Annotated in this window: 27 protein-coding genes; 13 read left to right on the top strand and 14 right to left on the bottom strand. The window is 71.4% G+C overall.

Going from position 1 to position 25282, the window contains the following annotated elements:
* Positions 1-4: 4 nt before the first annotated feature.
* From KOI35_RS43395 to KOI35_RS43380, 4 genes are all read right to left on the bottom strand, one after another.
* The gene (locus KOI35_RS43395) at positions 5-964 is read right to left on the bottom strand and encodes a hypothetical protein (RefSeq protein ID WP_215795598.1); all 960 of its coding nucleotides are present in this window, start codon (positions 962-964) and stop codon (positions 5-7) included.
* Positions 961-1470 carry a SigE family RNA polymerase sigma factor gene (locus KOI35_RS43390; protein ID WP_215795648.1) on the bottom strand — a complete coding sequence of 170 codons (510 nt, stop codon included), beginning with the start codon at positions 1468-1470 and terminating at the stop codon, positions 961-963. The genes KOI35_RS43395 and KOI35_RS43390 overlap by 4 nt, the downstream gene beginning before the upstream one ends.
* Positions 1471-1532: 62 nt before the next feature.
* Positions 1533-2054 carry a hypothetical protein gene (locus tag KOI35_RS43385; protein ID WP_215795597.1) on the bottom strand — a complete coding sequence of 174 codons (522 nt, stop codon included), beginning with the start codon at positions 2052-2054 and terminating at the stop codon, positions 1533-1535.
* 52 nt (positions 2055-2106) lie between these two features.
* Positions 2107-3408, bottom strand: coding sequence for an FAD-dependent oxidoreductase (locus KOI35_RS43380; RefSeq protein WP_215795596.1), 1302 nt, complete (start codon positions 3406-3408; stop codon positions 2107-2109).
* Between the two features lie 119 nt (positions 3409-3527).
* Here KOI35_RS43380 and KOI35_RS43375 point away from each other — a divergent pair, with 119 nt between their 5' ends.
* The gene (locus KOI35_RS43375; RefSeq protein ID WP_215795595.1) at positions 3528-4226 is read left to right on the top strand and encodes a hypothetical protein; all 699 of its coding nucleotides are present in this window, start codon (positions 3528-3530) and stop codon (positions 4224-4226) included.
* Here KOI35_RS43375 and KOI35_RS43370 read toward each other — a convergent pair.
* Positions 4223-5056 carry a MurR/RpiR family transcriptional regulator gene (locus KOI35_RS43370; protein WP_215795594.1) on the bottom strand — a complete coding sequence of 278 codons (834 nt, stop codon included), beginning with the start codon at positions 5054-5056 and terminating at the stop codon, positions 4223-4225. The genes KOI35_RS43375 and KOI35_RS43370 overlap by 4 nt on opposite strands.
* 59 nt (positions 5057-5115) lie before the next feature.
* Here KOI35_RS43370 and KOI35_RS43365 point away from each other — a divergent pair, with 59 nt between their 5' ends.
* Complete coding sequence (locus KOI35_RS43365; RefSeq protein WP_215795593.1) at positions 5116-6120, top strand: ornithine cyclodeaminase family protein; 1005 nt, start codon at positions 5116-5118, stop codon at positions 6118-6120.
* Positions 6117-7706, top strand: a complete 1590-nt coding sequence (locus tag KOI35_RS43360) for an aromatic amino acid lyase (RefSeq protein WP_215795592.1) — start codon at positions 6117-6119, stop codon at positions 7704-7706. Before KOI35_RS43365 ends, KOI35_RS43360 begins: the two co-directional genes overlap by 4 nt.
* A 36-nt stretch (positions 7707-7742) precedes the next feature.
* Here KOI35_RS43360 and KOI35_RS43355 read toward each other — a convergent pair whose 3' ends face one another.
* The 4 genes from KOI35_RS43355 to KOI35_RS43340 are packed head-to-tail and all read right to left on the bottom strand — an operon-like array spanning position 7743 to position 10441.
* A complete protein-coding gene (locus KOI35_RS43355; RefSeq protein ID WP_215795591.1) occupies positions 7743-8345 on the bottom strand; it encodes a dihydrofolate reductase family protein in 603 nt (200 codons plus the stop codon).
* A gap of 23 nt (positions 8346-8368) precedes the next feature.
* A complete protein-coding gene (locus KOI35_RS43350; protein WP_215795590.1) occupies positions 8369-9349 on the bottom strand; it encodes a LacI family DNA-binding transcriptional regulator in 981 nt (326 codons plus the stop codon).
* 22 nt (positions 9350-9371) lie between these two features.
* Positions 9372-9701, bottom strand: coding sequence for a transcriptional regulator (locus tag KOI35_RS43345; RefSeq protein ID WP_215795589.1), 330 nt, complete (start codon positions 9699-9701; stop codon positions 9372-9374).
* Complete coding sequence (locus tag KOI35_RS43340; RefSeq protein ID WP_215795588.1) at positions 9698-10441, bottom strand: hypothetical protein; 744 nt, start codon at positions 10439-10441, stop codon at positions 9698-9700. Before KOI35_RS43340 ends, KOI35_RS43345 begins: the two co-directional genes overlap by 4 nt.
* 138 nt (positions 10442-10579) lie before the next feature.
* On the opposite strand from KOI35_RS43340, the gene KOI35_RS43335 reads away from it, so the two are divergent.
* Positions 10580-11458, top strand: a complete 879-nt coding sequence (locus KOI35_RS43335) for an amidohydrolase family protein (protein ID WP_215795587.1) — start codon at positions 10580-10582, stop codon at positions 11456-11458.
* A complete protein-coding gene (locus tag KOI35_RS43330) occupies positions 11455-11949 on the top strand; it encodes a cysteine dioxygenase (protein WP_215795586.1) in 495 nt (164 codons plus the stop codon). Before KOI35_RS43335 ends, KOI35_RS43330 begins: the two co-directional genes overlap by 4 nt.
* Here KOI35_RS43330 and KOI35_RS43325 read toward each other — a convergent pair.
* Positions 11916-13370, bottom strand: coding sequence for an aromatic amino acid lyase (locus KOI35_RS43325; RefSeq protein WP_215795584.1), 1455 nt, complete (start codon positions 13368-13370; stop codon positions 11916-11918). The two genes, KOI35_RS43330 and KOI35_RS43325, sit on opposite strands and share 34 nt — an antisense overlap.
* 116 nt (positions 13371-13486) lie before the next feature.
* On the opposite strand from KOI35_RS43325, the gene KOI35_RS43320 reads away from it, so the two are divergent.
* From KOI35_RS43320 to KOI35_RS43295, 6 genes are all read left to right on the top strand, one after another.
* Positions 13487-14497, top strand: coding sequence for an ABC transporter ATP-binding protein (locus tag KOI35_RS43320; protein ID WP_215795582.1), 1011 nt, complete (start codon positions 13487-13489; stop codon positions 14495-14497).
* On the top strand, positions 14494-15144 hold the full coding sequence (locus tag KOI35_RS43315) for an ABC transporter permease (protein ID WP_215795581.1): 651 nt from the start codon (positions 14494-14496) through the stop codon (positions 15142-15144). Before KOI35_RS43320 ends, KOI35_RS43315 begins: the two co-directional genes overlap by 4 nt.
* Positions 15141-15797 (top strand): ABC transporter permease, encoded by a 657-nt coding sequence (locus KOI35_RS43310; protein WP_215795580.1) that lies wholly within the window; start codon positions 15141-15143, stop codon positions 15795-15797. The genes KOI35_RS43315 and KOI35_RS43310 overlap by 4 nt, the downstream gene beginning before the upstream one ends.
* A gap of 11 nt (positions 15798-15808) precedes the next feature.
* Entirely contained in the window at positions 15809-16741 is a 933-nt protein-coding gene (locus tag KOI35_RS43305) for an ABC transporter substrate-binding protein (protein WP_215795578.1), read from the top strand.
* Positions 16742-16834: 93 nt separating this feature from the next.
* On the top strand, positions 16835-18592 hold the full coding sequence (locus tag KOI35_RS43300) for a DUF6461 domain-containing protein (RefSeq protein ID WP_215795576.1): 1758 nt from the start codon (positions 16835-16837) through the stop codon (positions 18590-18592).
* Positions 18593-18615: 23 nt separating this feature from the next.
* Positions 18616-19755, top strand: a complete 1140-nt coding sequence (locus tag KOI35_RS43295) for a lycopene cyclase family protein (protein WP_215795574.1) — start codon at positions 18616-18618, stop codon at positions 19753-19755.
* On the opposite strand, the gene KOI35_RS43290 is transcribed toward KOI35_RS43295, so the two are convergent.
* Together KOI35_RS43290 and KOI35_RS43285 are read right to left on the bottom strand one after the other, a co-directional pair.
* Positions 19752-20762, bottom strand: coding sequence for an NADPH:quinone reductase (locus tag KOI35_RS43290; RefSeq protein WP_215795573.1), 1011 nt, complete (start codon positions 20760-20762; stop codon positions 19752-19754). The two genes, KOI35_RS43295 and KOI35_RS43290, sit on opposite strands and share 4 nt — an antisense overlap.
* Before the next feature lie 28 nt (positions 20763-20790).
* A complete protein-coding gene (locus KOI35_RS43285; protein WP_215795572.1) occupies positions 20791-21165 on the bottom strand; it encodes a DoxX family protein in 375 nt (124 codons plus the stop codon).
* Positions 21166-21255: 90 nt separating this feature from the next.
* Between KOI35_RS43285 and KOI35_RS43280 the strand changes: the two genes are divergently transcribed.
* Positions 21256-21756, top strand: coding sequence for a MarR family winged helix-turn-helix transcriptional regulator (locus KOI35_RS43280; protein WP_215795570.1), 501 nt, complete (start codon positions 21256-21258; stop codon positions 21754-21756).
* 7 nt (positions 21757-21763) lie between these two features.
* Positions 21764-22402 (top strand): DUF998 domain-containing protein, encoded by a 639-nt coding sequence (locus KOI35_RS43275; protein WP_215795569.1) that lies wholly within the window; start codon positions 21764-21766, stop codon positions 22400-22402.
* Between the two features lie 13 nt (positions 22403-22415).
* Here the strand turns inward: KOI35_RS43275 and KOI35_RS43270 are convergent, their stop codons facing one another.
* Positions 22416-23621 carry a helix-turn-helix domain-containing protein gene (locus KOI35_RS43270; RefSeq protein ID WP_215795568.1) on the bottom strand — a complete coding sequence of 402 codons (1206 nt, stop codon included), beginning with the start codon at positions 23619-23621 and terminating at the stop codon, positions 22416-22418.
* A complete protein-coding gene (locus KOI35_RS43265; RefSeq protein WP_215795566.1) occupies positions 23618-25264 on the bottom strand; it encodes a diguanylate cyclase domain-containing protein in 1647 nt (548 codons plus the stop codon). The genes KOI35_RS43270 and KOI35_RS43265 overlap by 4 nt, the downstream gene beginning before the upstream one ends.
* Positions 25265-25282: the final 18 nt, after the last annotated feature.

Here is a 25282-nt window from a genome sequence, read left to right as displayed (position 1 = left end):
CGGGTCATGAGCGCACCGTTATGCCGGCGGCGAAGTGGAGCGCCTCCTCTCGGGTCATGGCTGTGGGACCGCTGTCGTCCCAGGTCAGCTGGAGGGTGCGGCCGTAACCCAGGTCGACGTCGAGGGCTGCGCTGTCGGAGTAGTAGGCGGCCAGCCGGCCGTTGACCGTGACAGTGTCGGGGGCGCTGCCCCGGTTGTCGGGTTCGGAGGTGACACCTATGCACAGGCCGGTCGGCTGGCGGGACTCGGCGACGATCGAAGGGGGCGCCAGGCAGACGAAGCCGGCGCTCTGGTGTTGCAGGGTCAGGCCGGGTGGCACCGACGCGAACGTGAACGGCGACGGGGCGGCCGGGACGGTGCCGGGGGTCAGGCCCCGCGCGAATCGCAGCACGTCGGCCTCGGTGCGGTTGCCCAGGCTCAGCACCTGGACCCTGCGGCCGTCGGAGAGTCGCCAGCGCACACCGACGAAGCGGTCGCCGGGGGTTGCGCCGTCGTAGGTGTCGGCGGCATGCACCAGAGCGGAGCGGCCGTTGACGGTGGTGGTGTGCTCGTCGGTGGCCTCGACCTCCCAGTCGGGCTCCAGCGGGCCGATCTCGGCGTTCAGGACCGAGGTGCCGCGCTCGTAACTGAGATGGCTGTTCGGGCCGAGCTGCGTCACCGTCGGAGTGCCCGCGGAGGGTGGGACCCAGTCGGGTCGCAAGGGGAAGTCGGGCTGCTGCACCCGGGGCGGCGGTGATACGGCGGGCTGAGGCGGGGGCGGAGCGGAGCGATGGGCCAGCAGCGGGGGCACGGTGGCGACGGCGACCAGGGCAAGAGCGGCGCCCCCCATCGCGACCGCCCGGTGGCGGCGACGGCGGCGCCACACGCCGTCGACGACCTTTTCCCACAGGTCGGGGTCGGGCTGCGACGGCGGGCGCGCGGCCCGATCGTGCAGGGTGGTTCGCAGGTCCTCTTCCAGCGTCACAGGTTTGCTCCCTTCGAAGCGGAGGGCACGGTCGTCGGCGACAGCTCGGCGCGTAATCGGGCCAGGCCGCGGAAGGCGTGCACCCGGACGGTGGCGGGTGAGCAGCGCAGCACGTCGGCGATCTGGCGGTCGTCGAGATCTTCGTAGTAGCGCAGCACCAGCACCGCGCGCTGCGCCCGGGTGAGCCGGCCCAGGCGCGGCCACAGATCGTCGCGCTCGGCCTGGTCGTGGGCGAAGTCATCGCGTACGGGGAAATCGGTGTTGATCTCTTGTGGGCGCTCGCGATGGGAGCGGACGCGTAGCCAGGACACGTGGGAGCGGACCAGGGCGGTGCGCAGATAGCGGTCGGGCTGCTCGTGCTCGATCGACGGCCAGCGGCGGTAGGCCCTGACCAGCACCTCCTGCACGAGGTCTTCGCCCAGGTGCCGGTCGCCGCAGAGCACGTAGGCGAAGCGGCGCAGTGCATCGCCGCGCGCTCGCACGTACTCCTCGAATCCGCCGTCCAACTCGCCCACCCCCGTGTTCGTGCGCCTTCATCTCCTCAGACGCCTCGAACGGGGCCGGACGTTTACGGACCGCCGACAGCTGGGGCGGAAGGAGCCTCCAACCTGCGCAGCCCGAGCCTCTCGTGATGCCGGGTCGGGTCGGCGTCGCCGATGAGACAGACGAGATGCTCGAAGAACGAGAGATATGTCGGCGTCCCCAGCCGGCGCTCGGCGAGAATCATCGGCTCGAGGGCCGCCCAGGCGCGACGAGCGCGAGCCGGCACCAGCCCGACAATCATCCTGGTTTCGATCCCGCCCATCACGGCCATCGCTCCGAGACTGCTGAAATACAGCGCGATGCGGCTGACGTGACGCCGCTGCTCGGGTGACAAGCCTTCGAGGCCGTTGTCGAGCGGAAGGCCCGGCAGCTCGCGAAGCACGAACTCCTCGCTGATCAGGAACTCGTCGCTGCGGCATTCCCGGGTGAGCAGCTCGATGGCCACCACCGTGCTGTTCGCCGTCCGCATGGAACTGAGCTGGCGAAATCCGACCAGGGCGGAGACGGCGAGAGCGAAGAGCGAGATCACAATGGCAGCGAGGTTCACGGCCGGCACCTCATCTACAGTGGATTGCCGCCAGGGTAGCCAGGCCGGGCAATCACGCGATGAGCTCGGCCAGCTCGTCGCGGGTCGGGCCGGGATGTGGGGGCGGGCGCCAGCCGCGGGCGTACAGGGCCCGGGCCTGCGGCTCGATCTCGTCGAGGGTGGCGGGCAGGGCCTGCATGGCCATGTACGGGCCGACCACGCGCAACAGAGTCGGGTCGACCTCGGTGGCTTCCATGATCAGGTCGCTGGGCAGCCGGCGGGTCACGTCGACGTCGCCGCCCGACCAGCGGCGCAGCAGGTCGGTGTCCCAGTAGACGTGGTCGTCGAACCACGGGCGTACGTGGGAGTCGCACCACTCGTCGAAGGCCTGCGCGGCCGCGGCGGGGTCGCCCGGATACTCGTCGATCAGGCGCAGCAGGGCCACCGCCTGGCGCAGCGCGACGGCGATGCCCCGGCCCGCCGACGGGTTGGTGGTGCAGACGGCGTCGCCGACGTGCAGCAACCCGGGCAGGCCGACCCGGCCGGCCGCGTCGAGCTGACCCCGGTACGTGTTGTGGAGCCGGCCACCCGGCTGCACCGGCGTGATCGGCGTGCTGCGCGACGGAGTCACCCAGTCGGCCAGGGCGGGCACGGCCGCGGCGGCGGTCTCGAAGACCTCGGTGAAGCGGAGTGCGAGGAAGCGGCGGTCGTCGGCGGGACGGATGAACAGGGCCGAGAACGTGCGACGGTCGTGCACGAAGATCGCGACCAGGTAGCCCGACTGGGTCTTGATGTTGCCGACCGGGGCGTTCATCGGGCCGAACTCGGCGCCGGGGAGCAGCGAGTACTGCCGGGAGACGTACGCGAAACCGCAGTCTCCGCCCTCCCCCGGCACGCGCAGGTCGTCGGCCAGGCGGGCGGCCCGGCCGGCGGCGTTGATCACCAGATCGGCCGGCAGGTCGTGGCCGTCGACGCGCAGGCCGGTGGCCCGGCCGCCCGAGCGCAGCACATCGTCGACGTGGCCGGACCGCAGCTCGACCCCGGGTTCGGCGGCGGCGAAGGCCCGCAGCACCTGCTCGAACACCGCGCGCCGGCACCGCAGGGCCGGGAACGGGGAACCCGGGAAGACGATCTGGCCGGCCCCGGCGTCGCCGAGGGCGGTCAGCATCTCGGGCATCTCGGCGGACAGGGCCTCGGCGATCTGCGGCCGGAACCCGTGCGGGTGGTGGAACTGCATGACCCCGCGGCGCTCCCACGACCCGTCGGCGGCCGGTCCGGGATCCCGATCGACCACGGTCACCCGATGGCCGCGGCGGGCGAGTGCCACCGCGGTGAACAAACCTGTCGGCCCGGCTCCGGCAACCGCGACATCCATGGCGCGAGGGTAGGCCCCGAGGGGCGGTCGGGCAGGCTTCTGTCGCCAGCCCGACGGAACCGCCGCGGTGGCATAAATCGGGGAGCAACGATCCCCCGGAGCTGCGTAATTTGACGGGCATGGAAATGCAACGGGGAAACTTGAAGGTCGCCGTCCTGGCATTGGTAGTCGCGGTCACCGCGGGGTGCAGCAGCGGCGGTGAGACGCCGGACGCGGCACCGAAGACCACCACGAGCGCGAGCGCACAGCCGGACACCGGGTTCGGGGGTGTCCCGCGGACGTCGGCTCCGAGCACGACGCCGCCCACGACCGAGCCGGCCGTCGAGCCGGTCAAGACCACCAAAACGGCCACGCCCACGAAGAGGCCGACCCAGGCCGGAGACTACAGCGAGTGGGTGCCCTACATGAAGGGCTGCCCCTACGACAATCAGGACATCGTGATCCAGGCCGGCACCCAGGTGGACGTCACCAAGGACGGCGTGCGGGACACGATCATCACCCGTACGTGCGAGGCCTCCACCTCGTACTGGGCGTCGACGATCGAGATCTTCAAGAACACCGGCAACCCGATCGGGGCCCAGCGCATCGGGGTGCTGCTCGAGGACGTGGCCAAGGCGGACGAGCCCGTGGTCCAAGAGGTGAACATCAAGAACGGCGTCATCGAGGTCATCGGCTACGGCACCAGCGCCAAGGGCTCGAAGTCGTGCCCCAACCTGACGCTGAACTACCGCTACGAATACCAGGGCGGCAGCTTCAAGCGGATCCAGCGCACGGTGGGCACGTCGCCCGAGTGCCTGCCCCAGACGCCGGGCGCTTAGAAGGCCCAGCGTTCGACCAAGGCCTCGTGGGCCTCGAGCCTTTCCTGCGTACGCTCCGGGTCGGTGCCGGCGATCGCGTCGAGCAGACTGATCGCCAGCACCACCACGGCCGCGTGCGAGTCGAAGAGCAGACCGGTACCGACGGGGGCCACGAGCAGCACGTCGGCGGCGTCCGCGAACGGGACGAGCGGGCTGTCGGCCACCACCACGGTCCGCAGGCCGAGCTGCCGGGCCAGCCGCAGCGCCCCCACCGTCGCGGCCGGGCACCGGGGCATGGCGAAGACGAGCACCGCCCCCGCGCCCTGCTGCCGCAACTCCAGCACGGCGTCGTCGAGGACGCTCGCGTCGGTGTGCACCTGCACCGCGGGCAGAACGCGACGAGCGAAATATCCGAAATACTCGGCCAGGGCGGCCGAGGCGCGCAGGCCGATCACGCCGAGCGGTGTCGTGGCCGCCAGCAACTCGACGGCTTGCGCCAGCCGCGGGGCGTCGAGCTCACGGCGTACGGCGGAAAGGTTGTCGATCTCCAGGTCGACGGCGCTGTGCGGAACCGCCGGACCGCCCTGGTGGGACAGCACCACCTCGCGCAGCGCGGTCCGGAACTCGGGATAGCCGGCGAAACCGAGCGCGGTGGCCAGCCGGGTGACGGTCGGCTGCGACACCCCGGCCTGCTCGGCGATCTCGATCGTCGACTGGAACGCCACGTCGGGGAACATGCCGAGCATGCGCTGCACGATCTGACGCTGGGTCGGAGAGAGCCGGTGCCGCTGGGCCAGATCGAGGAGCCAGTCCTGAGCCCGTACGGTATCGGGCTGTCTGTCCAGCGTCATGCACCCGCCCTGCGAGGAAGCTGAATACTTCGAAACACCAAGGTTATATGGTGCATTACATGATTCACACCCGCTTCCTCAACGGCGCCGACATCGAGACGCTGGCGATCACCCCGGCCGACGTGATCGCGGCCGTGGAGAACGTCGTGGCGGCCCACGGGCGTGGCGAGACGGTGTTCGAGCCACGCATGCACCTGATGCCCAACAACGGCGGGATCGGCCACTTCAACGTGCTGCGCGGCCACGTCGACACGCTCGGCGAACGTGGGCTCAGCGGGGTCAAGGTGGTCGGCGACTTCGTGCCGAACTACCAGCAGGGCCTGCCCAGCGAACTCGCGCTCATGACGCTGTACGACCCGACCAACGGCGTCCCCCTCGCCATCATGGATGCCACCTGGATCACCGAGGTGCGTACCGGCGCGATGACCGCGGTCGGCGCGAAGTACCTGGCCCGGCCCGACTCGAAGATCCTCGGCCACGTCGGCGCGCGCGGCACCGCCTTCGCCAACGTGACGATGCTCGACAGCCTGTTCCCACTCGAAGAGATCCGGGTCACGAGCCGCCGTCCGGAGTCGCGCGAGGCCTTCGCCGATGAGCTGCGCAAGGTGACCGACACGCCGGTGGTCGCGGTGGCTACCGCGGACGAGGCCTACGACGGCGCCGACATCCTGGTCGAGGCGTCCCGGCTGGAGAAACCAACCCCGCTTCTGCGTACGGCGGCGGTTCGCCCCGGCGCGTTCGTGGTCCCCTACGGCACAGTCAGCGCGGTCGAACTCGACCTGCTCGACGTGATGGACAAGGTGGTCGTCGACGACTGGCGCGAGTCGCGGTCGGGGCGGTTCGGAGCGTTGCGCGCCCACGTCGACTCCGGGCGGCTCAGCGAGGAGTCGCTCTACGCGCAGATCGGCGAGATCGTCAGCGGCCGGAAGCCGGGCCGCGAGACGCCGGACGAGCGCATCCTGTTCTGGCACCGCGGCCTGTCGATCCTCGACGTCGCGCTGGCCCACCTCATCCTGACCCGGGCCGAGTCCACCGACACCGGCACGATGCTGCGCTACCGATGACCAACAATTTTCCCGTACGCGGTGAGAAGCGCCCGAATCCACCCGAGCGCTTCTCCGTGCACAGCGACGAGCCTTTTCCCGTACGCGGTGACGAGCGCCCCGGTTCTCCTGTGCTGAGCATCGAGCGCCCGGCCGACCTCTCCCGCGCGGTCATCGGCGAGGTGGCGCGCGGCTCGTGCCGGATCGCGCTGGCACCCGCCCTGCTCGACGCCCTCGACGAGAGCCGCCGCGCCACACTGCGCGACCTGGCGGGCCGGGTCGTCTACGGGGTCAACACCGGGATGGGCGCACTCTCCGGCGTGCGCCTCGATCCGGAGGCTCAGGCCCGCCACCAGGACACCCTGATGACGGGCCGCGCGGTCGGCTCGGCTCCGTGGCTGCGCGTCGACCAGGCCCGAGCGGTAGTGGCCGCCCGCCTGCGAACCTTGCTGGATCCCGCGGCCGGCGTGTCCCCCGCGCTCTGTCAGGCGCTGGTCGCTCTGCTCGACGCCGGCGTCACGCCTGCCATTCCCGCGCGAGGCAACGGCGCCGCCGGCGAGATCATCCCCCTGGCCCACGTAGGCGCGGTCCTCAACGGCACGGGCCAAGTGCTGGCCTTGCCGGGCGCCACACCTCCCAACGCCACGCCTCCCGGGGTCGCTTCTCCCGGCACCACGGATGCGGCCGAGGCGCTCTCGGCGGCGGGCCTGACCCCGCGTCCGTTCGGGGCCAAGGAGGGCATCGCGTTCTTGGAGGGCGTCCCAGGCTTGACCGGCCTCGCCGTGGTGGCGAGCGATGCCGCCCGCACCCTGATCCGTCAGATCGTCGTCGGCGCCGCGGCCTCGCACACGGTCATCGGCGCCAGCCCCGACCCGCTGCACCCGGCCCTGGCCGACAGCCCCGAACTCCGCGACATCCTTGACGACCTGCGCAAACTCCGCGGCGACGCCCCCGCCCGAGCGTTGCAGGCGCCGGTTTCGTTCCGGGTCACCGCCCCCGCTCTGGCCGTCGCCGTGCGCGCCATCGACGCGCTCGACGCCGCCACCGAACGCGCCCTGACCGCCGTCACCGACTCCCCCGCCCACCTGGACGGCGAGTTCGTCGGCACGTTCGGCTTCGCCGGCACGGATCTGGTGGCCGCCGCGGGTGCGCTGACGACCGCGCTGGTCCACCTGGCCGAGTTGGGCACGGCCCGCCTGCACCGGCTGCTGGACCCGAACCTGACCGGCCTCAACCGTCAGCTCTCGGAGTCCCCCGGCCTGCACGCGGGCATGGCCACGGTCCACAAACGAGCCGTCGGCATCACCCACCGGCTGCGACGCTTCGCCACACCGGTGTTGTCCGGCGCGATGGAGACGTCGCTGGGTCAGGAGGACGTGCAGAGCTTCGGCTTCGAGGCCGCCGAATGCCTGGACGAGGCGATCACCGGCCTGCGCGAGGTGCTGGCCTGCGAGTTGCTGGCCGTCGTCCAGGCCGGCCGCCTAGGCGCCACGGCCCTGCTCCCCGACATCGACGCCCTGCTGCCCCCGGGAACCGCCGACCGCCCCTGGGGCCGTGACCTCGACCGCATCACCGAGCACCTGCTTCTCGACAACGCGGGCCGATAACGCATTCCCGAGCCGCACCCGCAGACCGACTCGCGATCACGCCCGGCGGTAGCGGATGTGCGTCGACAGCGGTGAGTGCAGCACCTCGACCGGCTCGTAGTCGAACGACTCGACCCCGTCGAACATGCGCTCACCCGAGTGCAGCAGAACCGGCGCGATGTCCAGCGTGAACTCGTCGATCACCCCGGCGTTCAGCGCCTGCCGCACCGCCGACGCCCCACCCGCGATGTCCACACCCTGGTCCCCCGCGGCCTCCTGGGCCGCCGCAAAGGCAGCATCGAAGCCCCCGGTGACGAAGTAGAAGGTGGTCCCACCCTCCATCGGGATCGGCTCGTGCTCGTAGTGGGTCATCACGAACACCGGCGCGTGATACGGCGGCTCGGCCCCCCACCACCCTTTCCAGTCCTCGTCCCAATCCCCGCGGATCGGCCCGAACATGTTGCGGCCCATCACATACGCCCCCCGCGGGCGCATGAGCCACTCGGCGGCGATCTTGTCGGCCTCGTTGGCCCGCGGATCGCCGATGTGCCAGCCGTGCAGCTCCCGCCCGCGCGTGCCGAGCGGATTGTCGCGGGCCTGGTCGGGCCCGGCGACGAAGCCGTCGAGCGAGATCGACATGTGGCTGGTGGTGAGTGGCATTCCGTACCCTCCGTCGGTTTGTCTCAGACCGCTGCGGTCGACCCTCGCACGACCAGTTCAGGGCGGAACAGCGGCGCGCCGCCCGGTTCCTCCAGCTGGTGGAGGGCGGCCTCGACGATCGCGTCCTCGTCCCAGGCCATGGTCGTCAGCCCGGGCTCGACCAGCACCGCCAGCTGGTGGTCGTCGTAGCCGATCACCGACAGGTCTTCGGGGATGCGCAGGCCCTCGTCGCGGGCGGCCCGATAGACCGCGAACGCCAGCGAGTCGCTCAGGCAGAACACGCCGGTCGGGCGGTTCGACCCGGCCAGCAGGTCGGTCACCGTCTCGACCGCGTCGACCGTGGCGGCGGGTGCCGTGATCGCGACCAGGTCGATGCCGAGCGCGTCGGCGATCTCGGGGGCGAGCAGCTGGGCCGGCCGCCCGGGTGTGGAGGGCAGCGCCGGCGCGAGCAGCCCGATCCGGCGATGTCCCAGTTCGACGAGATGGGCGAAGGCCGTCCGGACCCCGTACGCGTTGTCGAACAGCACACTGCCCGAACCGGGCCGGGCGGTCAGCGCGTCGCCGATCGACACCACCGTGACGTCGGGGCCGAGCAGCTGCCAGTAGCCCGCCGTCGGGTCGACCGGCGAGACCAGTGCCCCGTCGACCCGCTGGGCGGCGAACTGTTCGACGATGCGGCGTTCGAGCTCCGGGTCGGCGTCGGCGTCGGCGATCGACGCGTAGCGCCCCTTGCGGCGCAGCGCACGGGTCAGCAGCACCGAGAAGTCCTGCTGCCAGAGGTCACGCAGAGAGCCGGAGACCCCGACCCATCCCGTACGCCCGGAAGCCAGTGCCCGCGCGATCGGGTCGACCGTGTAGCCCATCTCGTCGGCGAGCTGCCGGACCCGCAGGATGGTGGCCGGTGACCCACGGATGCCGCGCAGCGCGTAGGAGGTGGCGGCGAGCGAGAGCCCCGCGGCGGAGGCCAGATCCTGCAGAGTCCGCCGCCCCTGCTGCCGTGACATCGGCCGAATGTAACACCGGACGTCAGCCCCCGCCGGCCCCGTTCGTCTCGACGCGGGCGATGAGTTGTTTGAGCCGCCCGATCTCGGCGGTCAGGGCGGCCCGGCCGCTGTCGGTGAGCGAGATCCAGGTGCGTCCGCGCCGGCCCTCGTAGCCCTTCTCGACCTCGACCAGCCCGGCCGTCTCGAGCACGTCGACGTGCTTGGACAGGTTGCCCGCGGTCAGTTCGAGGTGGTCGCGCAGATAGCCGAACTCGACCTTCCGCGCCTCGTGCGCGATGGTGAGGATCCCGAGCCGGACCCGCTGATGGACGACGTCGTCGAGCCCGTTGACGGGATGAGCCGAGTCGGTCATCGGACCGGCTGCTCGTCGAGAGGAGCCGACGCGGCCCGCCGTCGGCCGGCGAGGAAGAAGCCGATGCTGCCGAGCAGGAGCACGATGCCGTTGATGACCTGTTGCGGCAGGAATTCCAGTCGCGGGTCGGGCGAATGATATGCCCACCCGAAGTTGACGGGTACGAGCGCCACGATGAGGTAGCCGACGGTGAACGCGAGCAACGCCACATTGCGTTCGATCCGGGCCAGCACCAGCAGCGCGAGGCCCATGATGCCCCACGGCGCGAGGGTCCGGTCGAGCAGCAGGAACCAGCCGGGCAGGGGACCTTCCGGGGCGTCGTGGGTCGCGAGGTAGACGCGGATCGCGATCCCCGCGGCCAGGAACAGCCCGGTCAGCACGGCACCGGTGACCACGTAGGGCCGGACCCGGGCCCCGATGCCCCGTGCGCGGGCCGCCCGCAAGTAGAAGTAGGCGATCGCCGCGTAGGCCAGCAGCAGCGCCGGTGGCCAGAACCAGAGATAGGCCCGCCGGTCGAACGTGCACTCCATCATCTGCCCCTTGGGTAGCGAGATCGGAGGCAGGCAGTCGACCTTCATGGTGAACCAGTCGATCGGGATCGCCACCAACGTCAGCCCGGCCAGCACCAGCAACGCGACCCACGTGAGCCGCTGATCATGACGGACCTGCCGGGCGAGGCCGCGTGTGTCGGCGAGAAGCTGCCGCGGATCGGCGTCGGCGGGCAGCGAATTCGATGTCATGGCCAATAGGTTGCCATCACAAACCTGTTGGCGCTAGTCCCAACTTTCCGGTGTTTGAGAACACATTGCGCGAGGGTCGCGTGAAGCGCTTCACTTTCGTCACGTGTGAAGCGCTTCCCTACCCCGCGAGGAGGCACGATGTTGATCGACTGCCATCAGCACCTGTGGCCTGCCCGATTTGTCGACGCGTTGCGCCGCCGGCACACGTACCCGTACATGCGGGACTGGACGCTGTATCTCCCGGGCGAGGACCCGTACGAGATGGACCCGCAAGCGCACGACGTCGAGCTGCGCCGGAGCACCGAGCGCGCCGACCGGGTCCTGATCTCGCTGTCCAGCCCGCTCGGCATCGAGCACCTGCCCGCCTGCGACGGCGCCGAGCTGATCGACATCTGGCACGAGAGCGCGCTCGAGCTGGGCGACCCCTTCGAAGTGTGGGCCGCCGCGAGTGTCAGCGAGCTCGACCCGGACGGCCTGGCCAAGACCCTGCGCGACGAGCGGATCGCCGGCCTCCAGCTGCCCGCCACCGCCGTCGCCGACCCGGCCGGCATCGCGCACGTCGGGCCGCTGCTCGACGAGGCCCAGCGGGCGGGCAAGCCGGTGCTGATCCACCCCGGACCCGCGCCCGCCTGCGATCCCGGCCTGCCGATGTGGTGGCCGGCCCTGGTCCCGTACGTGTCGCAGATGCACCAGGCGTGGCTGGCCTGGCACGTCGCCGGCCGCAAGGACCTGCGCATCGGTTTCGTCGCGCTGGCCGGTCTGGCCCCGCTGCACCACGAACGCCTCGCCGCCCGTGGGGGCGCGCTCGGTGCCCTCAACGCGAACGTCTTCTACGAGACGTCGTCCTACGGAACCCGGGCGATCGACGCACTCATCCGCGTCGTCGGTGTGGACCCGATCGTCTCGGGTTCGGACCGCCCGTACGCGCAAGCCGTTGATCCCGGTCTGGGCGCCGCCTTCACGCACGCCCTCTTCACCGCCAACCCGCACCACTATCTGACAGGAGAACCGCGATGACCGTTCTGCCGGCCCTTCCCGGGCGGGTGCTCGACACGCACGAGCTCAAGCGCTGGGTGACCGAACTCGCCGACCGCCCGGAGCTGTGGGAACAGCATGTCAAGCACGACACCGGCAGCCGGCATTACGCGTCCTTCTACCGCGACAGCGACATCGACGTCTGGATCCTCTGCTGGAACGTCGCCGACGACACCGGCTGGCACGACCACGACACGTCGTCCGGTGCGGTCGCGGTCACCCGCGGCGCGGTCACCGAGGCCACGCCCCGGATGGGCGGCGAGCCGGTGACCCGGGTCGTCGAGGCGGGCCGGACGTTCGCGTTCACGCCCGACCACATCCACCGGATGGGCGGGGCGGTCGACGGGTCGGTGTCGATCCACGCGTACTCGCCCCCGCTGTGGCGGATGGGCCAGTACTCGATCAGCGCGGCCGGGGTACTGCGGCGCAAAGCGGTGAGCTACGCCGACGAGCTCAGGCCCATCGACGAGTAGTCGAGCACCGCACCCAGCTGAGGCAGCAGATCGGCCGCCCGCTCCAGATCGGGGCCGAGCGGCCGGTCCTCCTCGGCCGGGTCGAGCAGCTCGTGGGCCATCTCGAAGGCCTCGCGCAGCGGCCCGACGGTGAGCCGGCCCGGCGCCATCCGCAGCGCCCGCACGGCCGCCACCAGTTCGGCCGCCAGCAGCGTGGGGGCGAGCTGGGTCATCGTCCGCAGCGAGCGCGCACCCTGGGTGGCGAAGCTGGCGTGCTCCTCGAGCCCGAGCGAGATGCTCAGCGTGCCGGCCGCGGTCGGGGTCATGCCGACGCGGATCTCGGTCAGCAGGTCCTGCACCACGTACTCGCTGATCATCAGCCCGGAGCTGCCGGCCGGCCCGGAGGCCAGGAACGCGCGCAACCCGGTCAGGTCGGGACGCATCAGCAGGCCGAGGCGCGCGGTCGAGAGCGACAGCACCGGCAGGAACGCCCCGCGCGCCGCGTCCAGCGACGACGCCAGGGTCGCCGTGTGGAACTGCCCGTGATGCCGTACGCCCTCGGTGGTGACCAGGGGATTCTCGACCGCCGCGTTGATCTCCTCACGGAGCACGTCGTCCAGCGTCCGGGCGGCGTGGATGGCCGGGGCGGTCACCTGGGGCAGCACCCGCAGTCCGAACGGGTCCTGAATACGCACCGGCGCCGCGCACCCGGCCACGAGACGGCTCATCAGCCGCGCCACCTCGACCTGGCCCGGGTGGGCGCGGTTGCGGTGCACGCTGACCTCGTACGCCTCCGGGTTGCCCCGCAGCGCCAGGAAGCTCAGCGCCGCCACCACGACCGACGCGCGCAACTGGCTCTGCACCCGCTGCAGGGCGAGGGCGGCCGTCGCCACGGTCAGCGCGCTGGAACTGATCAGCGGCAGCGCGTCGGTGGCGTCGATCGTGGTGACCGGGCCCTTACCGTTCTGCCAGGGACGCTCGCCCGCCAGGGTCAGGCCGAGCTCGGCCAGCGCGGCCAGGTCGGCCGTGCCGATCGCACCCCATGAATGGATGGTCGGGACGGCGCCGTCGTGCAGCGCCTCGGCCAGTGCCTCGGCGACCCGGGGCGAGATGCCCGAGCCGCCGGCCAGGATCTGATTGAGCCGTACGGTCATGGCCGCGCGCGCCGTGATGTCGTCCTCGATGGGTCCGACCGCCGCGCAGTGGCTCCGCAGCAGTCTCAAACCGCGTTCCTCATCACTGGCTCGCTCGTGCCGGTTGGCGCCCACGCCGGTGTTGGCCCCGTAGACTGCGCCGTGCGCCCGAGCGTGTTGCAGCAGCGCATTACTGGTTCCGACCCGTCGCAGCGCGCCCGGATCGACCTCGACCCCGCATCGACCGGAGGAGATGGCCACCAGGCCGCCGATCGTCAAGCTTGCCCCATCGAGCCGTTCTGCCTGCATAGCGCCACCATCACACGTGTTACCAGAGCGTAAAGGCCGCTCCTTGGCCGTTGACATCCTATTCACTACACCTGAACTATGAATAGCTGTATTCATAAATCTGCCGCGGGAGTGCCATGATCACATTCGATGACGTCGTGAAGGTCTATCCCGGCGGCGGCACCGCGGTCGACCACGTCTCGCTCGAGCTCCCCACGGGCAAGCTGACGGTGCTGGTCGGGCCGTCCGGCTGCGGCAAGACCACCTCACTGCGCATGATCAACCGCATGATCAGCCCGACCTCGGGGCGCGTCCTGATCGACGGCAAGGACATCGCGGGTCAGGACGAGGCCCTGCTGCGCCGCGGCATCGGCTACGTGATCCAGAACGCCGGGCTGTTCCCGCACCGTACGGTGCTCGACAACGTCGCCACCGTGCCGGTGCTGCTCGGCAAGACCCGCCGCGAGGCCCGCACCGCCGCCCTGGGCCTGCTCGAGCGCGTGGGGCTGTCCGAGGAGTTCGCCAAGCGCTACCCGGCCCAGCTCTCCGGCGGTCAGCAGCAGCGCGTCGGCGTGGCCCGGGCCCTGGCCGCCGACCCGCCCGTCATGCTGATGGACGAGCCGTTCAGCGCGGTCGACCCGGTCGTGCGCGAGCAGCTGCACCGCGAGTTCCTGCGCCTGCAGCAGGATCTCGGCAAGACCATCGCGATGGTCACGCACGACATCGACGAGGCCATCAAGCTGGGCGACGTCGTCGCGATCTTCCGCCAGGGCGGCGTGCTGGCCCAGGTCGCCACCCCGCAGGAGCTGCTGGTGGCCCCGGCCGACGACTTCGTGGCCGAGTTCGTGGGGCGCGACCGCGGCATCCGGAGCCTGTCCTTCGACACCGCGGCCGAGCTGCCCGTGGCCGCCCTCCCCGACGACCTCGTGCTCGACGAGGCCGGTCGGCCCTCGGGCTGGCGCTCCGGGTCGCAGGTCCTGCCGACCGGTGGCACGTTCACCTCGTCCGACTCCCTGCGGCTGGTCACCGACCTGGCGATCACCTCGCCGGTCGGCACCGCGGTGCGGGTCAACGGGGACGGCAAGGCCGACGGCGTGGTGCGCCACCACGACCTCGCCGACTACCTGGCGGCCCGGCGCGCCTCATGATCACTTACCTCTCGAACAACTCCGAGATCATCTGGGCCGCGCTGCGCCAGCACATCGCGCTCGCGCTGATCCCGGTGGTGCTCGGCTTCCTGCTGGCGCTGCCGATCGGCTACCTCGGGGTGCGGTTCCCGTGGCTCTACCACCCGCTGGTCAACGTGGCCGGGGTGCTCTACTCGATCCCGTCGCTGGCGCTGTTCGTGTTCCTGCCGGTGGTGCTGGGCACGAAGATCCTGTCGCCGCTGAACATCGTGGTCGCGCTGACCATCTACACCGTGGCGCTGCTCGCCCGTACGGTGGCGGACGGTCTTCGCTCGGTCGACCGCCTGGTCACCGAGTCGGCCACCGCGATGGGCTACCGCCGCTTCCGCCGGCTGATCGATGTGGAGCTGCCGGTCGCGCTGCCGGTGATCCTGGCCGGCCTGCGGGTCGCCACGGTCTCCAACATCAGCCTGGTCAGCGTCGGCGCGCTGATCGGCATCGGCGGCCTCGGCCAGCTGTTCACCCGCGGCTTCCAGCTGTTCTACATCCAGCCCATCCTGGTCGGCATCATCCTGTCGGTGCTGCTGGCCGGTGTGGCCGACCTGATCATCGTGCTGATCCAGCGCGCGGTCACCCCGTGGACCCGCTTCCAGGGAGGCCGGGCGTGAACCTCACCTACCTGTTCGACCCGGCGCACTGGGACTTCTCGACCGGCAGCATCCCGCAGCTGATCGTGTCCCACCTCTGGTACGTGCTGCTCGCGCTCGTTCTCGGCACGATCATCGCGTTGCCGGTCGGCCTCTTCATCGGGCACACCGGGCGGGGCTCGTTCATCGCCATCAACGCGGGCAACGCCGGCCGGTCGCTGCCCACGCTGGGCCTGCTGATGCTGATGGTGACGCTGCTCGGCCTGGGGCTGCTCCCGGTGCTGATCGCGCTCACCGTGCTGGTGATCCCGCCGATCCTGACTTCCGCGTACGCTGGTCTGCGCACTCTGGACCACTCGGTGGTGGACGCCGCGCGGGGTGTCGGCATGCGGCCGATGCAGGTGCTGTTCCGGGTGGAGCTGCCGATGGCGTTGCCGGTGCTGATGAGCGGCTTCCGCAGCGCCGCCCTGCAGGTGGTCGCCACCGCGACGGTGGCCGCCTCGGTCGGCCTCGGAGGTCTCGGCCGGCTCCTGATCGACGGCCTGGCCGTCAACGACTACTCCCGAGTGCTGGCCGGCGCCATCGTCGTCGCGGTGCTGGCGGTCTTGCTCGACCTGATCCTGGCGCTCGCACAGCGCTGGATCGTCTCCCCGGGTGTCCGGGCTTCCAAGTGAAAGGTCCAACCATGTCACGTTTGCGTACCGCCGGCGCGGCCATCGCCGGCTTAGCTCTCACGCTCGGCCTCACCGCCTGCGGCGGCGGCAGCGACCCGCTGTCCAACGACGACACCGGCAGCAGCGCCGCCCCCGGCACCATCACGGTCGGCTCGGCCAACTTCGCCGAGAGCGAGCTGCTCGCCGAGATCTACTCGCAGGCCCTCGAGGCCAAGGGCGTGACCGTGAAGCGCCAGTTCAACATCGGCGCCCGCGAGCTCTACCTCAAGGCGCTGCAGGACGGCTCGATCGACCTGCTCCCCGAGTACAACGGCGCCCTGCTGTCGGCCCTGTCGTCGGGCGGCGCGCCCGAGGGCGTGAGCAAGCCCGAAGACGTGCTGGGCGCGCTCAAGAAGGTGCTGCCGTCGGGCACCGAGGTGCTCGAGCAGTCCCCCGCGGAGGACAAGGACACGCTCACCGTCACCGCCGACACCGCCTCCAAGTACAGCCTGAAGACGATCGACGATCTCAAGCCGGTCGCCAAGGATCTGGTCATCGGGGCCGGCCCCGAGTGGCAGGAGCGGTACCAGGGTCTCAAGGGCCTCAAGGAGGTCTACGGCATCGAGTTCAAGGAGTTCAAGCCGCTCGACGCCGGTGGCCCGCTGACCGTCAACGCCCTGGTCAAGAACCAGATCCAGGTCGGCAACATCTTCTCGACCGACTCGTCGATCGTGACCAACAAGTTCGTCGTGCTCGAGGACACCAAGAGCCTCTACCTGGCCGAGAACATCATTCCGCTGATCCGCACGACGGCCAACAACCCGACCGTCACCGGTGCGCTCAACGCGGTCTCGGCCAAGCTGACCACCGAAAACCTGACCAGCACGCTGGCCAAGGTCCAGGTGGACAAGCAGGACACGGCCGCCGTGGCCAAGGGCTGGCTGACCGAGAACGGTCTCGCCTGACCCGTAGTTCGACGACGGCGCCGCCCGGACCCCGGTCCGGGCGGCGCCTTTCTGTCTCCGGCGCGCGGCCGGGGCGCGGCGACTAGGGTGATCATGGTGACCGGGGACGCGCTGGCAACGTTCGTGGCGGCCGCGATGCCGCACTTCGTGGAGCGGGTGCCCGCCGCGCCGGCGCGGGTGCTCGGCCGCCTCGGTGCTTCCGGGCGGCCCGAATCGGCCCCCTTCCCGGAAGACGCCTTTCCGTACGTCGCGTTCGAGAGCTTCGCCCCGGACGACCCGGCCGCGCTGGTCGCCCTGGACAGGGTGGGCCGGCTGACGTCGGAACGCCTGCTCGGAGCCCTCGAGCTGGCGATCGGAGCCTATCCGTGGGGCGAGGCGCCGGACCTGCTCGACGGCATCCCAGGACCGCCCGACGAGTTCGGGTACTTCTCGGTCAGCGGCGGCCACGAACAGAGCGAGGCGTGGACGGCCGCGTCGCTGCTCGACCGCCTCCGCCCGGGCCTGGTCGACCGCACCGCCGATCTCGTACGCGAGCTGGCCGCTCACCCCGGAATCACTCCGCTGCTCGCCGTGCCGGCCGACGTGGTCGACGAGGACGCGATCGCCGCCGCGCACGGCGCCGCCTTCCTGGGCCTGAGCGTGGCCGTCGCCGGCGCGGTGGCGTACCGATCGGGCCTGTCGGCGCTCGCCGATCCCGCGGCGGCCTCCGTCGGCATGGCGGCCGGGGTGGCCGCGGTGCTGCTCGGCGAGTCGTCCATGCCACCGCGGTACGCCGAGGCGGCCCTGGCCAAGCGCCGGGCCGAGTACGTCCCCTTCGTCTTCTCGTCCGCCTATGCGGCGGTGGCCGGCCACCGTTTCGGACTGGTCGAGCACGGCCTGCCGGAAACGGTCGACTTCCGCACGAACGGGCTGGCCGCAGTGACCGACGGCGGCGTCGTGATCCGGACCGGCGTCGCCGAGGGTCAGGTCGAGATCGAAATGAACATGCTCGACGGGCCCCCGGACGAGATCGACGCCGGCTGGGAAGAAGTCGTCGACGTCAGCTGGCACGCCACCGAGGGCGGCGCCTCGGTGAGCGGACCCTATGACGACGACCTCGGGCCACGGCACATCACGCCGCCGTGGCCCGGCGACTATCGGGTCCGCGTGCACGCTCGCGGCCGGGACGACGACGCGGACGAAAGCTACAAGATCAGTGTGTGGAGCGGGCCCGCCGAGCCGGAGCGCGTGCACCGGCGGACCGACCGGCTCGGCCACCGGCTGCGCGGCGAGGTGGAACCGGTGCGCGTGCCCCGGCCCGAGCAGGCGTACCGGTGGATCCGCCGCAGCTCGCTGGTCGAGGCGGCGACGGTCACGGTCGTCACCGGGTCGACCCGGGAGCAGGTGCTGCGGGCGTTCGGCGCCGACCCCGCCCGCCCCCAGCCGTTCGGCGACATCCAGCGCGAGCTGGACGAGGAGTTCGACTACGGCGTCGGCCCCTGGGTCACCGTGCTCGAGACCGGCGGCGCGGTGCTGGTCGTGGAGTTCAACGGCTACGAGGGCGCCGAGTCCCGCGTGCTGGAAGCAGCGTCGTCCGGGGGCCGGGCGGCCAGCATGTACTGGAACGTCAACGCCGTCACCCGGCACTCGTTCGCCGAGCGGGGCCGGCTGCTGGCCACCTTCGAACATCCCGAGGAGGAGGATCTCCCGCCCGAGGTCAGCGCGGCCCTGGCCGGTCTCGACTTCGAGCGGATGGGCGAGTTCGCCGAACGTGGACTGGTGGGCGTCGAGCGCTTCACCGGCCACGGCATCACCCAGGCCGACCTGGCCCGCATCGAGGAGGCCGGCCTGGGCTACCGCGTCGTGTCCTGACCCGGCCTGCGTAGGCTGCAACGGTGAGCTCCCCCGTCGATGTCGATCTCGTGCTGGTCGGTGGGGGCGGTGCGGCCTCGCTCGTGCTCGCGGCGCTGGGGCGTCTCAACCCTTCTCCCGTACGGGTGGCGATCGTCGACCCCGTGCACAAGCGCGGCCAGGATCGGACGTGGGCGTTCTGGGGCTCGCCCGGCACGGAACTCGACCCGCTGCTCAGCGCGAGCTGGAACGACGTCGACGTGGTGACCCCGGCCGGGCGGCGGGTGCTGTCGCTGGCCCCGATGCGGTACGCGATGCTGCGCTCGGCGCCCCTCTACGAGCTGGCCGGGCAGGCGGAGAAGACCCTCGACGCGGTACGCGTGACGACGGAGGCCGGCCGGGTCGACGACGACGGTGACCGGGTGGTCGTGACCGATCCGGGCGGGGCTCCGATCGTACGGGGGAAATGGGCTCTTGATTCTCGCCCCCGCCCGCCGGAGCGGCCCGGACGGACCAACTGGTTGCAGCACTTCCGGGGCTGGTGGCTCGAGTCGGACCGGCCGCGGTTCGATCCGGATCGGGCCGTGCTGATGGACTTCCGGACGCCGCAGCCGGCTCGTGGCGTGTCGTTCGGGTACGTGCTGCCGGTGAGCGACCGGTTCGCGCTGGTCGAGTACACCGAGTTCTCGCCGGCCCGGCTGAGCGGCCCCGAGTACGACGCGGCGCTGCACGGTTACCTGGATCTGCTCGGGTTGGATCTCGCCGACTTCCGCGTCCGCGAGGTCGAGGACGGCGTGATCCCGATGACCGACGGCCCGTTCGAGTCCCGGCCGTCGCCGCGTGTGGTGCGGCTCGGCACGGCCGGTGGGGCGACGCGGCCGTCGACCGGCTTCACGTTCTCGGCCATGGCCCGGCAGGCCGACCAGATCGCGCGCGAGGTCGCCGCCGGAAGGCCGCCGGTGCCGGACCCGCCCTATCCGGCCCGGCACCTGTGGATGGACTCGGTGCAGTTGCGCGCGCTCGACCGCGGGCTGGTCGACGGGGTCGCCTTCTTCGAGCGGCTCTTCGACCGGAACCCGGCGTCGCTGGTGCTGCGTTTCCTCGACGGCACGACGTCGATGGCCGAGGATCTGCGGCTGATGGCGTCGACCCCTTTGGTGCCGATGACCCGAGCTGTTTTTTAGATCTCCACCAGCACTTTCCCGACGGTGCCGTTCTCGACCGCCTGGTGCGCCTCGCCGGTGCGGTCGAGCGGGAAGCGGACGAGCGGCAGGCCGTGCTCCTCACCCACCGGCAGCGCGCCGTCGGCGACGGCGGCCGCGACGTCCTCGATGCCGGCCGTGATCGCCTGCACGCCGACGGTGTAGAGCACCAGGAACTGGAACCGGCTGTTCAGGTTCATGTTCTGCCGGACGTCGAGCTCGACCGGCTGGCCGCCGTCGTTGGCGTAGGTCGCGATCGTGCCGCGGGTCTTGAGCACGGCCAGATCGAGGGCGAGGTTGGCGCCCAGGGCGACCTCGGCCACGATGTCGACCCCCTCCGGGGCCAGGCCACGGATCTCGGCTGCGGGGTCGCCCGCGCGGTAGTTGACGACGTGGTGGGCGCCGGCCGCGGTGGCGAGGGCGGCCTTTTCGGGACCGCTGACGGTGCTGATCACGGTGGCGCCGGCCCAGCGTGCGAGCTGGATCGCGGCGTGACCCACCGCGCCCGCGCCGCCCGCGGCGAGCACGACCTTGCCGTCGAGCGCGCCCGGCTGAAGCCGGCCCGGGCCGTCCTCGGCCACGGTGAGCGCCCGGTGCGCGGTCAGGGCGGGCACGCCGAGCGCGGCACCGACGTCGAAGCTCGCCTCGCCCAGCGGCACGGCCTGCCCGGCCGGGACGACGGTGAACTCGGCGGCGGTGCCGGTGGGCCGCCCGGCCGCGGCCATGAGCACCCAGACCCGCTGGCCGACCCGGCTGTCGTCCACACCCGCGCCGACCGCGTCGATCGTCCCGGCGCCGTCGAGGTGCGGGGTGACCTCGGGGAACTGCTTCGGGTTGGTGGCGCCGGCCCGGGTCTTCCAGTCGGTCGGGTTGACGCCCGACACGGCCACCCGTACGCGGACCTCGCCGGGGCCGGGCTCGGGCACCTCCCGGTCGACGAGCCGCAGCACCTCGGGTCCGCCGTTGTCGCTGTAGATGATCGCCTTCATGCCCCCGATTGTGCCCAGTTGCGGGCTGTTAGAACGCGTACGGCCCGAAGCGCCCCCACGCGACCACGGCGGCCAGGATCAGCAGGACCACGTTGGCGATCAACGGCTGGTTCTCCTTGCGGCGCGCGTGCACGACGATCGCGCCGACCATGATGATGACCAGGCCGGTGGCGGCCAGCGGGACCAGGATCGGCGCGATGTCGAGCAGCGCGGGCAGGGTCAGGCCGATCGCGGCCAGCACCTCGACCGCGCCGATCAGCTTGACCTGGATGTCGGTGTAGTCGTTGACCCAGCCCAGCCCCGACTCGGCCAGCTTGGCCCGGGGCTGCACCACCTTCATCAGACCGGCGGCGAGGAAGGCGGCGGCGAGCAGTCCGGCGATGATCCACAAAACGACGTTCACGAGGCCCTCCGGCCGATCGATGACTTCAAGCGTGAAGTGAAGGTACGCGGTGATCACTTAACGGCGCAAGTGATCGGCTACGCTCGGGGCATGGCGGCGCGATGGCTCGACGACGAGCAGGACCAGACCTGGATCGCCCTGCTGGCCATGATGATGCGGCTGCCGGCGGCGCTCGACGCCCAGCTCCAGCGGGACGCGGGCCTGAGCCACTTCGAATATCAGGTGCTCGCCGGGCTGTCCATGGCGCCCGGGCGCACACTGCGGATGAGCGTGCTGGCCGATTTCGCCGCGGGCTCGCTGCCACGGCTGTCCCAGGTGGTCACGCGGCTGGAGAAGCGCGGGCTGGTCCGGCGCTCGCCCGACCCCGGCGACGGCCGCTTCACCCTGGCCGTCCTGACCGACGAGGGCTGGGACAAGGTGGTCGCGACCGCGCCCGGGCACGTCGAAGAGGTGCAACGACTGGTCTTCGACCCGCTCACCCGGGCCCAGCAGCGCGGTCTGCGCGAGATCGGCCGGCGGGTGGTGCGGGCCATCGACCCCGACGACCCGCTGCTGGGCCCCCGGCCGCTCCCACCACCCGATCGATCATGATGGGGGCGTGACCACCAACCAACTCGGCGTGGGCTCGCCGCGGTCCAGGGTCATGGCGCTCGCCAGTTCGGTCGCTGTGATCGCGGGTTCCCTGGTCATGTTGGTAGCCCTGGTGGCGCCGCCGGGAAGCTGGTGGGACGGGTACGTCAGCGAGGCGGGCACGGCCGGCCAGCCGTACGCGATCCCCTACCGCGCCGGTCTGGTCCTGCTCGCGGCAGGCGTCGCTCTGCTGGGACAAGCCCTGCGTTCCCTCCGTACGGTCTCGGCCGCCCTGACCGCAGCGGCCGTGCTGGCGGCCACGTCCGGGTTGGTGGCGTGCACGGACCGATGCCCCTTGCCGCCGTACGAACCGACCACGTTCGCCGACGTCGTGCACGCGGCGGCCAGTGTGCTCGGCATGCTCGTGCTGGCCGGGGCGATGGCCCTGGTGTGGCTGGCCGACCTGCGTCCCGCCGTGCGCCGCCTGGCCGGGGTGGCGGTGGTCGTGACCGTGCCGCTCGGCGCGATCCTCGGGATGCTCATGCTGTTCGTCGGGCGCAGCGACTTCGGCGCGTTCGTCGAGCGAGCGGTGTTGTTCGTCGCGGTCAGTTGGCTGATCGGAACCGGCGGCCTGCTGGGTGTCCGCCGGCGCGCACTCGTGCACTGACGCGCGGCTTCATTCAGGCGACGCGCATTCGCGCGCTCAGGGCGCGCAGTTCGGTGCCGCCGGCCTGCAGGCGGGACCGGTCGAGCAACGTCTGCACCGTCGTTCGCACCTCGGCCGATCCGTGCACGTGCTGCGGCGCGACCCGTTCGGCGTGGAGCAGGAACCGGATCGCCTCCCGGTCCCGGTTGCGCAGGGCGGCCAACGCCCGCGCGGTGTCGGCGTAGTAGAAGACCTGCCTGATCCCGTACGGGATGGCTCCGGGGCCGGCCCGCAGGGCGATGTCCACCGCGTAGCCGGGATCGCCGTCCTCGACCTCGATGCTGATCCGCCAGATGTCGACGTTGGCCGGCCCGAAGTGCAGGCCCATGGCGGGCGACTCCCCGGTACGCCGGGCCAGCTTCATCGCCTCGGCCGACCACACCCGGCTCTCGTCCAGCCGGCCCATGCACTGGCTGGCCAGCGCGCACATCAGCTGCAGGGTGCCGAGCGTCTCGGCCGCACCGGGTCGCGACGCGTAACGCTGCAACTCGTCGGCGGCGCGCTCGGCCAGGGTCAGGGCCCGCTGGAAGGAACCGGCGGCGACGGCGGCGCCGGCTCGCGCGTACGTCGCGAACGCCTGAAGCACCGGATCGCCCAGACTGTCGGCGGCCTCCTGGCTGCGCTCGCCGGCCAGCCAGGCGTCGGCGCACAGGCCGAGGCTGCGCAACACGGACGATGCGGTGTGGGTGGCCATGCACAGCAGGCGCTGGGCGCGTCGCGAATCCGGCCCGGCCGTCTCGACGTGCAGGTCACGCAGCAGGCCGGGCAGCAGCCGGAGCTCCGCGGCGTAGTCACAGGACTGGTGCAGCGATTCGGCGAGGTCGACCGTGCGGGAAAGCTCGTCGACGGACGGCGCGATCCCTTCGGCCGGCTCGTCCGGGTCGATGTCGATCAGAGCCTGCCGGACGGCGTCGGCCCCGGCCAGCGCGGCCAGGGCCTGCAGCCCGGCGGTCGGGACGGGCGCCGACGTGAGCTCGGACGGCGAACATTCCAGCGCGTCGGCGACCGCCGCCAGCGTGAACCGGTTGTCGGCCGCCTGCAGCCCCCGTTCGATCCGGCTCCAGGTGGCATGCGAGACCCCGGCCCGGCTCGCCGCGAACCGGATGCTCCAGCCCCGCATCAGCCGGCGCGAGCGGATCCGGCCGCCGACATCGGGGTCGGACGTGGGTCGTGGCGTCATGGAACCGAAGGTAGCCCCGCCCGTTCCACCGGTGGTACATGCCTGTACCGCCTCGTCACGAACCGGTTCTTGCCGGACGCCTTGGCGGTGTACATGGCCTCGTCGGCGATCTGCACCAGGTGCTCGCTGCTGGTCTGATCGCCGCCCGCCTCCTCGGTCGCGACGCCGACACTGCAACTGATCGTGACCGGCTGCCCGTCGAGGTCGAACGGCGTGCTCAGGCTGCTGACGATCCGGGCGGCAATCGCGTCGGTGTCGTCGACGCTGGTCAGGCCGTCGGCCAGGATGGCGAACTCGTCCCCGCCGAGCCGCGCCACGATGTCGGTCGCCCGCGCGCACTGCTCGAGCCGCCGGGCCGCCTCGACCAGCAGCAGATCACCCGCGGTGTGGCCGAGTCCGTCGTTGACCGCCTTGAACCCGTCCAGATCGATGAAGAACACGGACAGAGGTTCCCCCGTACGTGTCTGAGCGCGCAACGCGTGCGCGAGGCGCTCATTGAACAGGGCACGATTGGCCAGCGAGGTGAGCGAGTCGTGCAGGGCGAGGTGCCGCAGCTGCTCCTCGCTCTCGCGCAGCCGGGCCTCGACCGCCTTGCGCTGCTCGATGTCGTGGCGCAGGTCCGAGGTGGCCTGATCGACGCGTTTCAGGGCGCGCCGCCGCGAGTCGGCCAGCACTCCGGCCAGCACGGTGACCAGCAGCCCGATGGTGAGGGTGGCCCCGGGCAGCCGGCGGTCGGTGTCGCTCAGCAACCGGTCGGTCGGCTGCACGTAGATCTGCCACTCCCGGGTGCCGACCATCGTGGTGCGTACCCGCCGCAGGCCCGGGTCGCGCAGCGAGGCGGCCGAGGCCGACGTCGAGGCGACCGCGGTGGCGGCCGTCCCCTCGAGGTCGCTCAGGGTGACTTTGACCAGCTCACCGGCATACGCGTGGAGCGTCTCGTCGACGAAGTCGCTGCCGCGCATCGACAGGATCATCCAGCCCAGGAACTCGCCCTCGCCGCGCAGCCCGTGCGACCGGACGACGGGTGCGGCCAGCACGAACGACCGCTGCTGCTGGGCGGCGGGCAGCTTGCGGTCCTTGAGGAAGACGTACGGGTGGCTGGCCGTGACCTCACCGCTGGCCCGGGCGGAGCGCAGCGCCACGGACGGCTCCTCGGCCTGGCTGATGTCACGTCCCGCGTCCGCGTCGCGGCCGTCCAGCGCCCGGGCGAAGACGAGGTAGAAGTGCTGATCGGCATCGCCCCGGGTGCGCAAGGTCAGGTCGGTCGCGCCGCGCTCACGCCAGAGCCGCTGCACGGCGGGTGCGTCCCGGGCCGGGGCGGCCACCACGAAGCCGACGGTGCTGGCCCCGGGCAGCCGTACCCGGCTCAGGCGTGAGGTGATCGCCTCGAAGTCGGTGTAGGTGAAATCGGTCTGGGCCGCGGCCGAGGCGCTCATGTCGCCGAGCGTCTCGGTGTAGCGGGACGCCTCGTTGGAGACGGCCCGCTGGATGGCGTCGGCGTTGTGGTCCATGAGCAGCGCCGCGTGCCGCTGCTGCACCTCACGCACCTCGACCATCGCCAGCCACGAGGCCACCGAGCCGCCGGCCAGGATGGCCAGGACCAGCGCGATGCCGATCCAGCGGCGGCGGCCGGTAGCCATCATGCTCAGCGGTCCTCGTGT

It is taken from the genome of Paractinoplanes bogorensis, from assembly GCF_018829635.1.
Classification (GTDB): Bacteria; Actinomycetota; Actinomycetes; order Mycobacteriales; family Micromonosporaceae; genus Actinoplanes; species Actinoplanes bogorensis.
The sequence above is the reverse complement of the archived record's forward strand: the minus strand, read 5'-3'. Positions and strand labels throughout refer to the sequence as shown.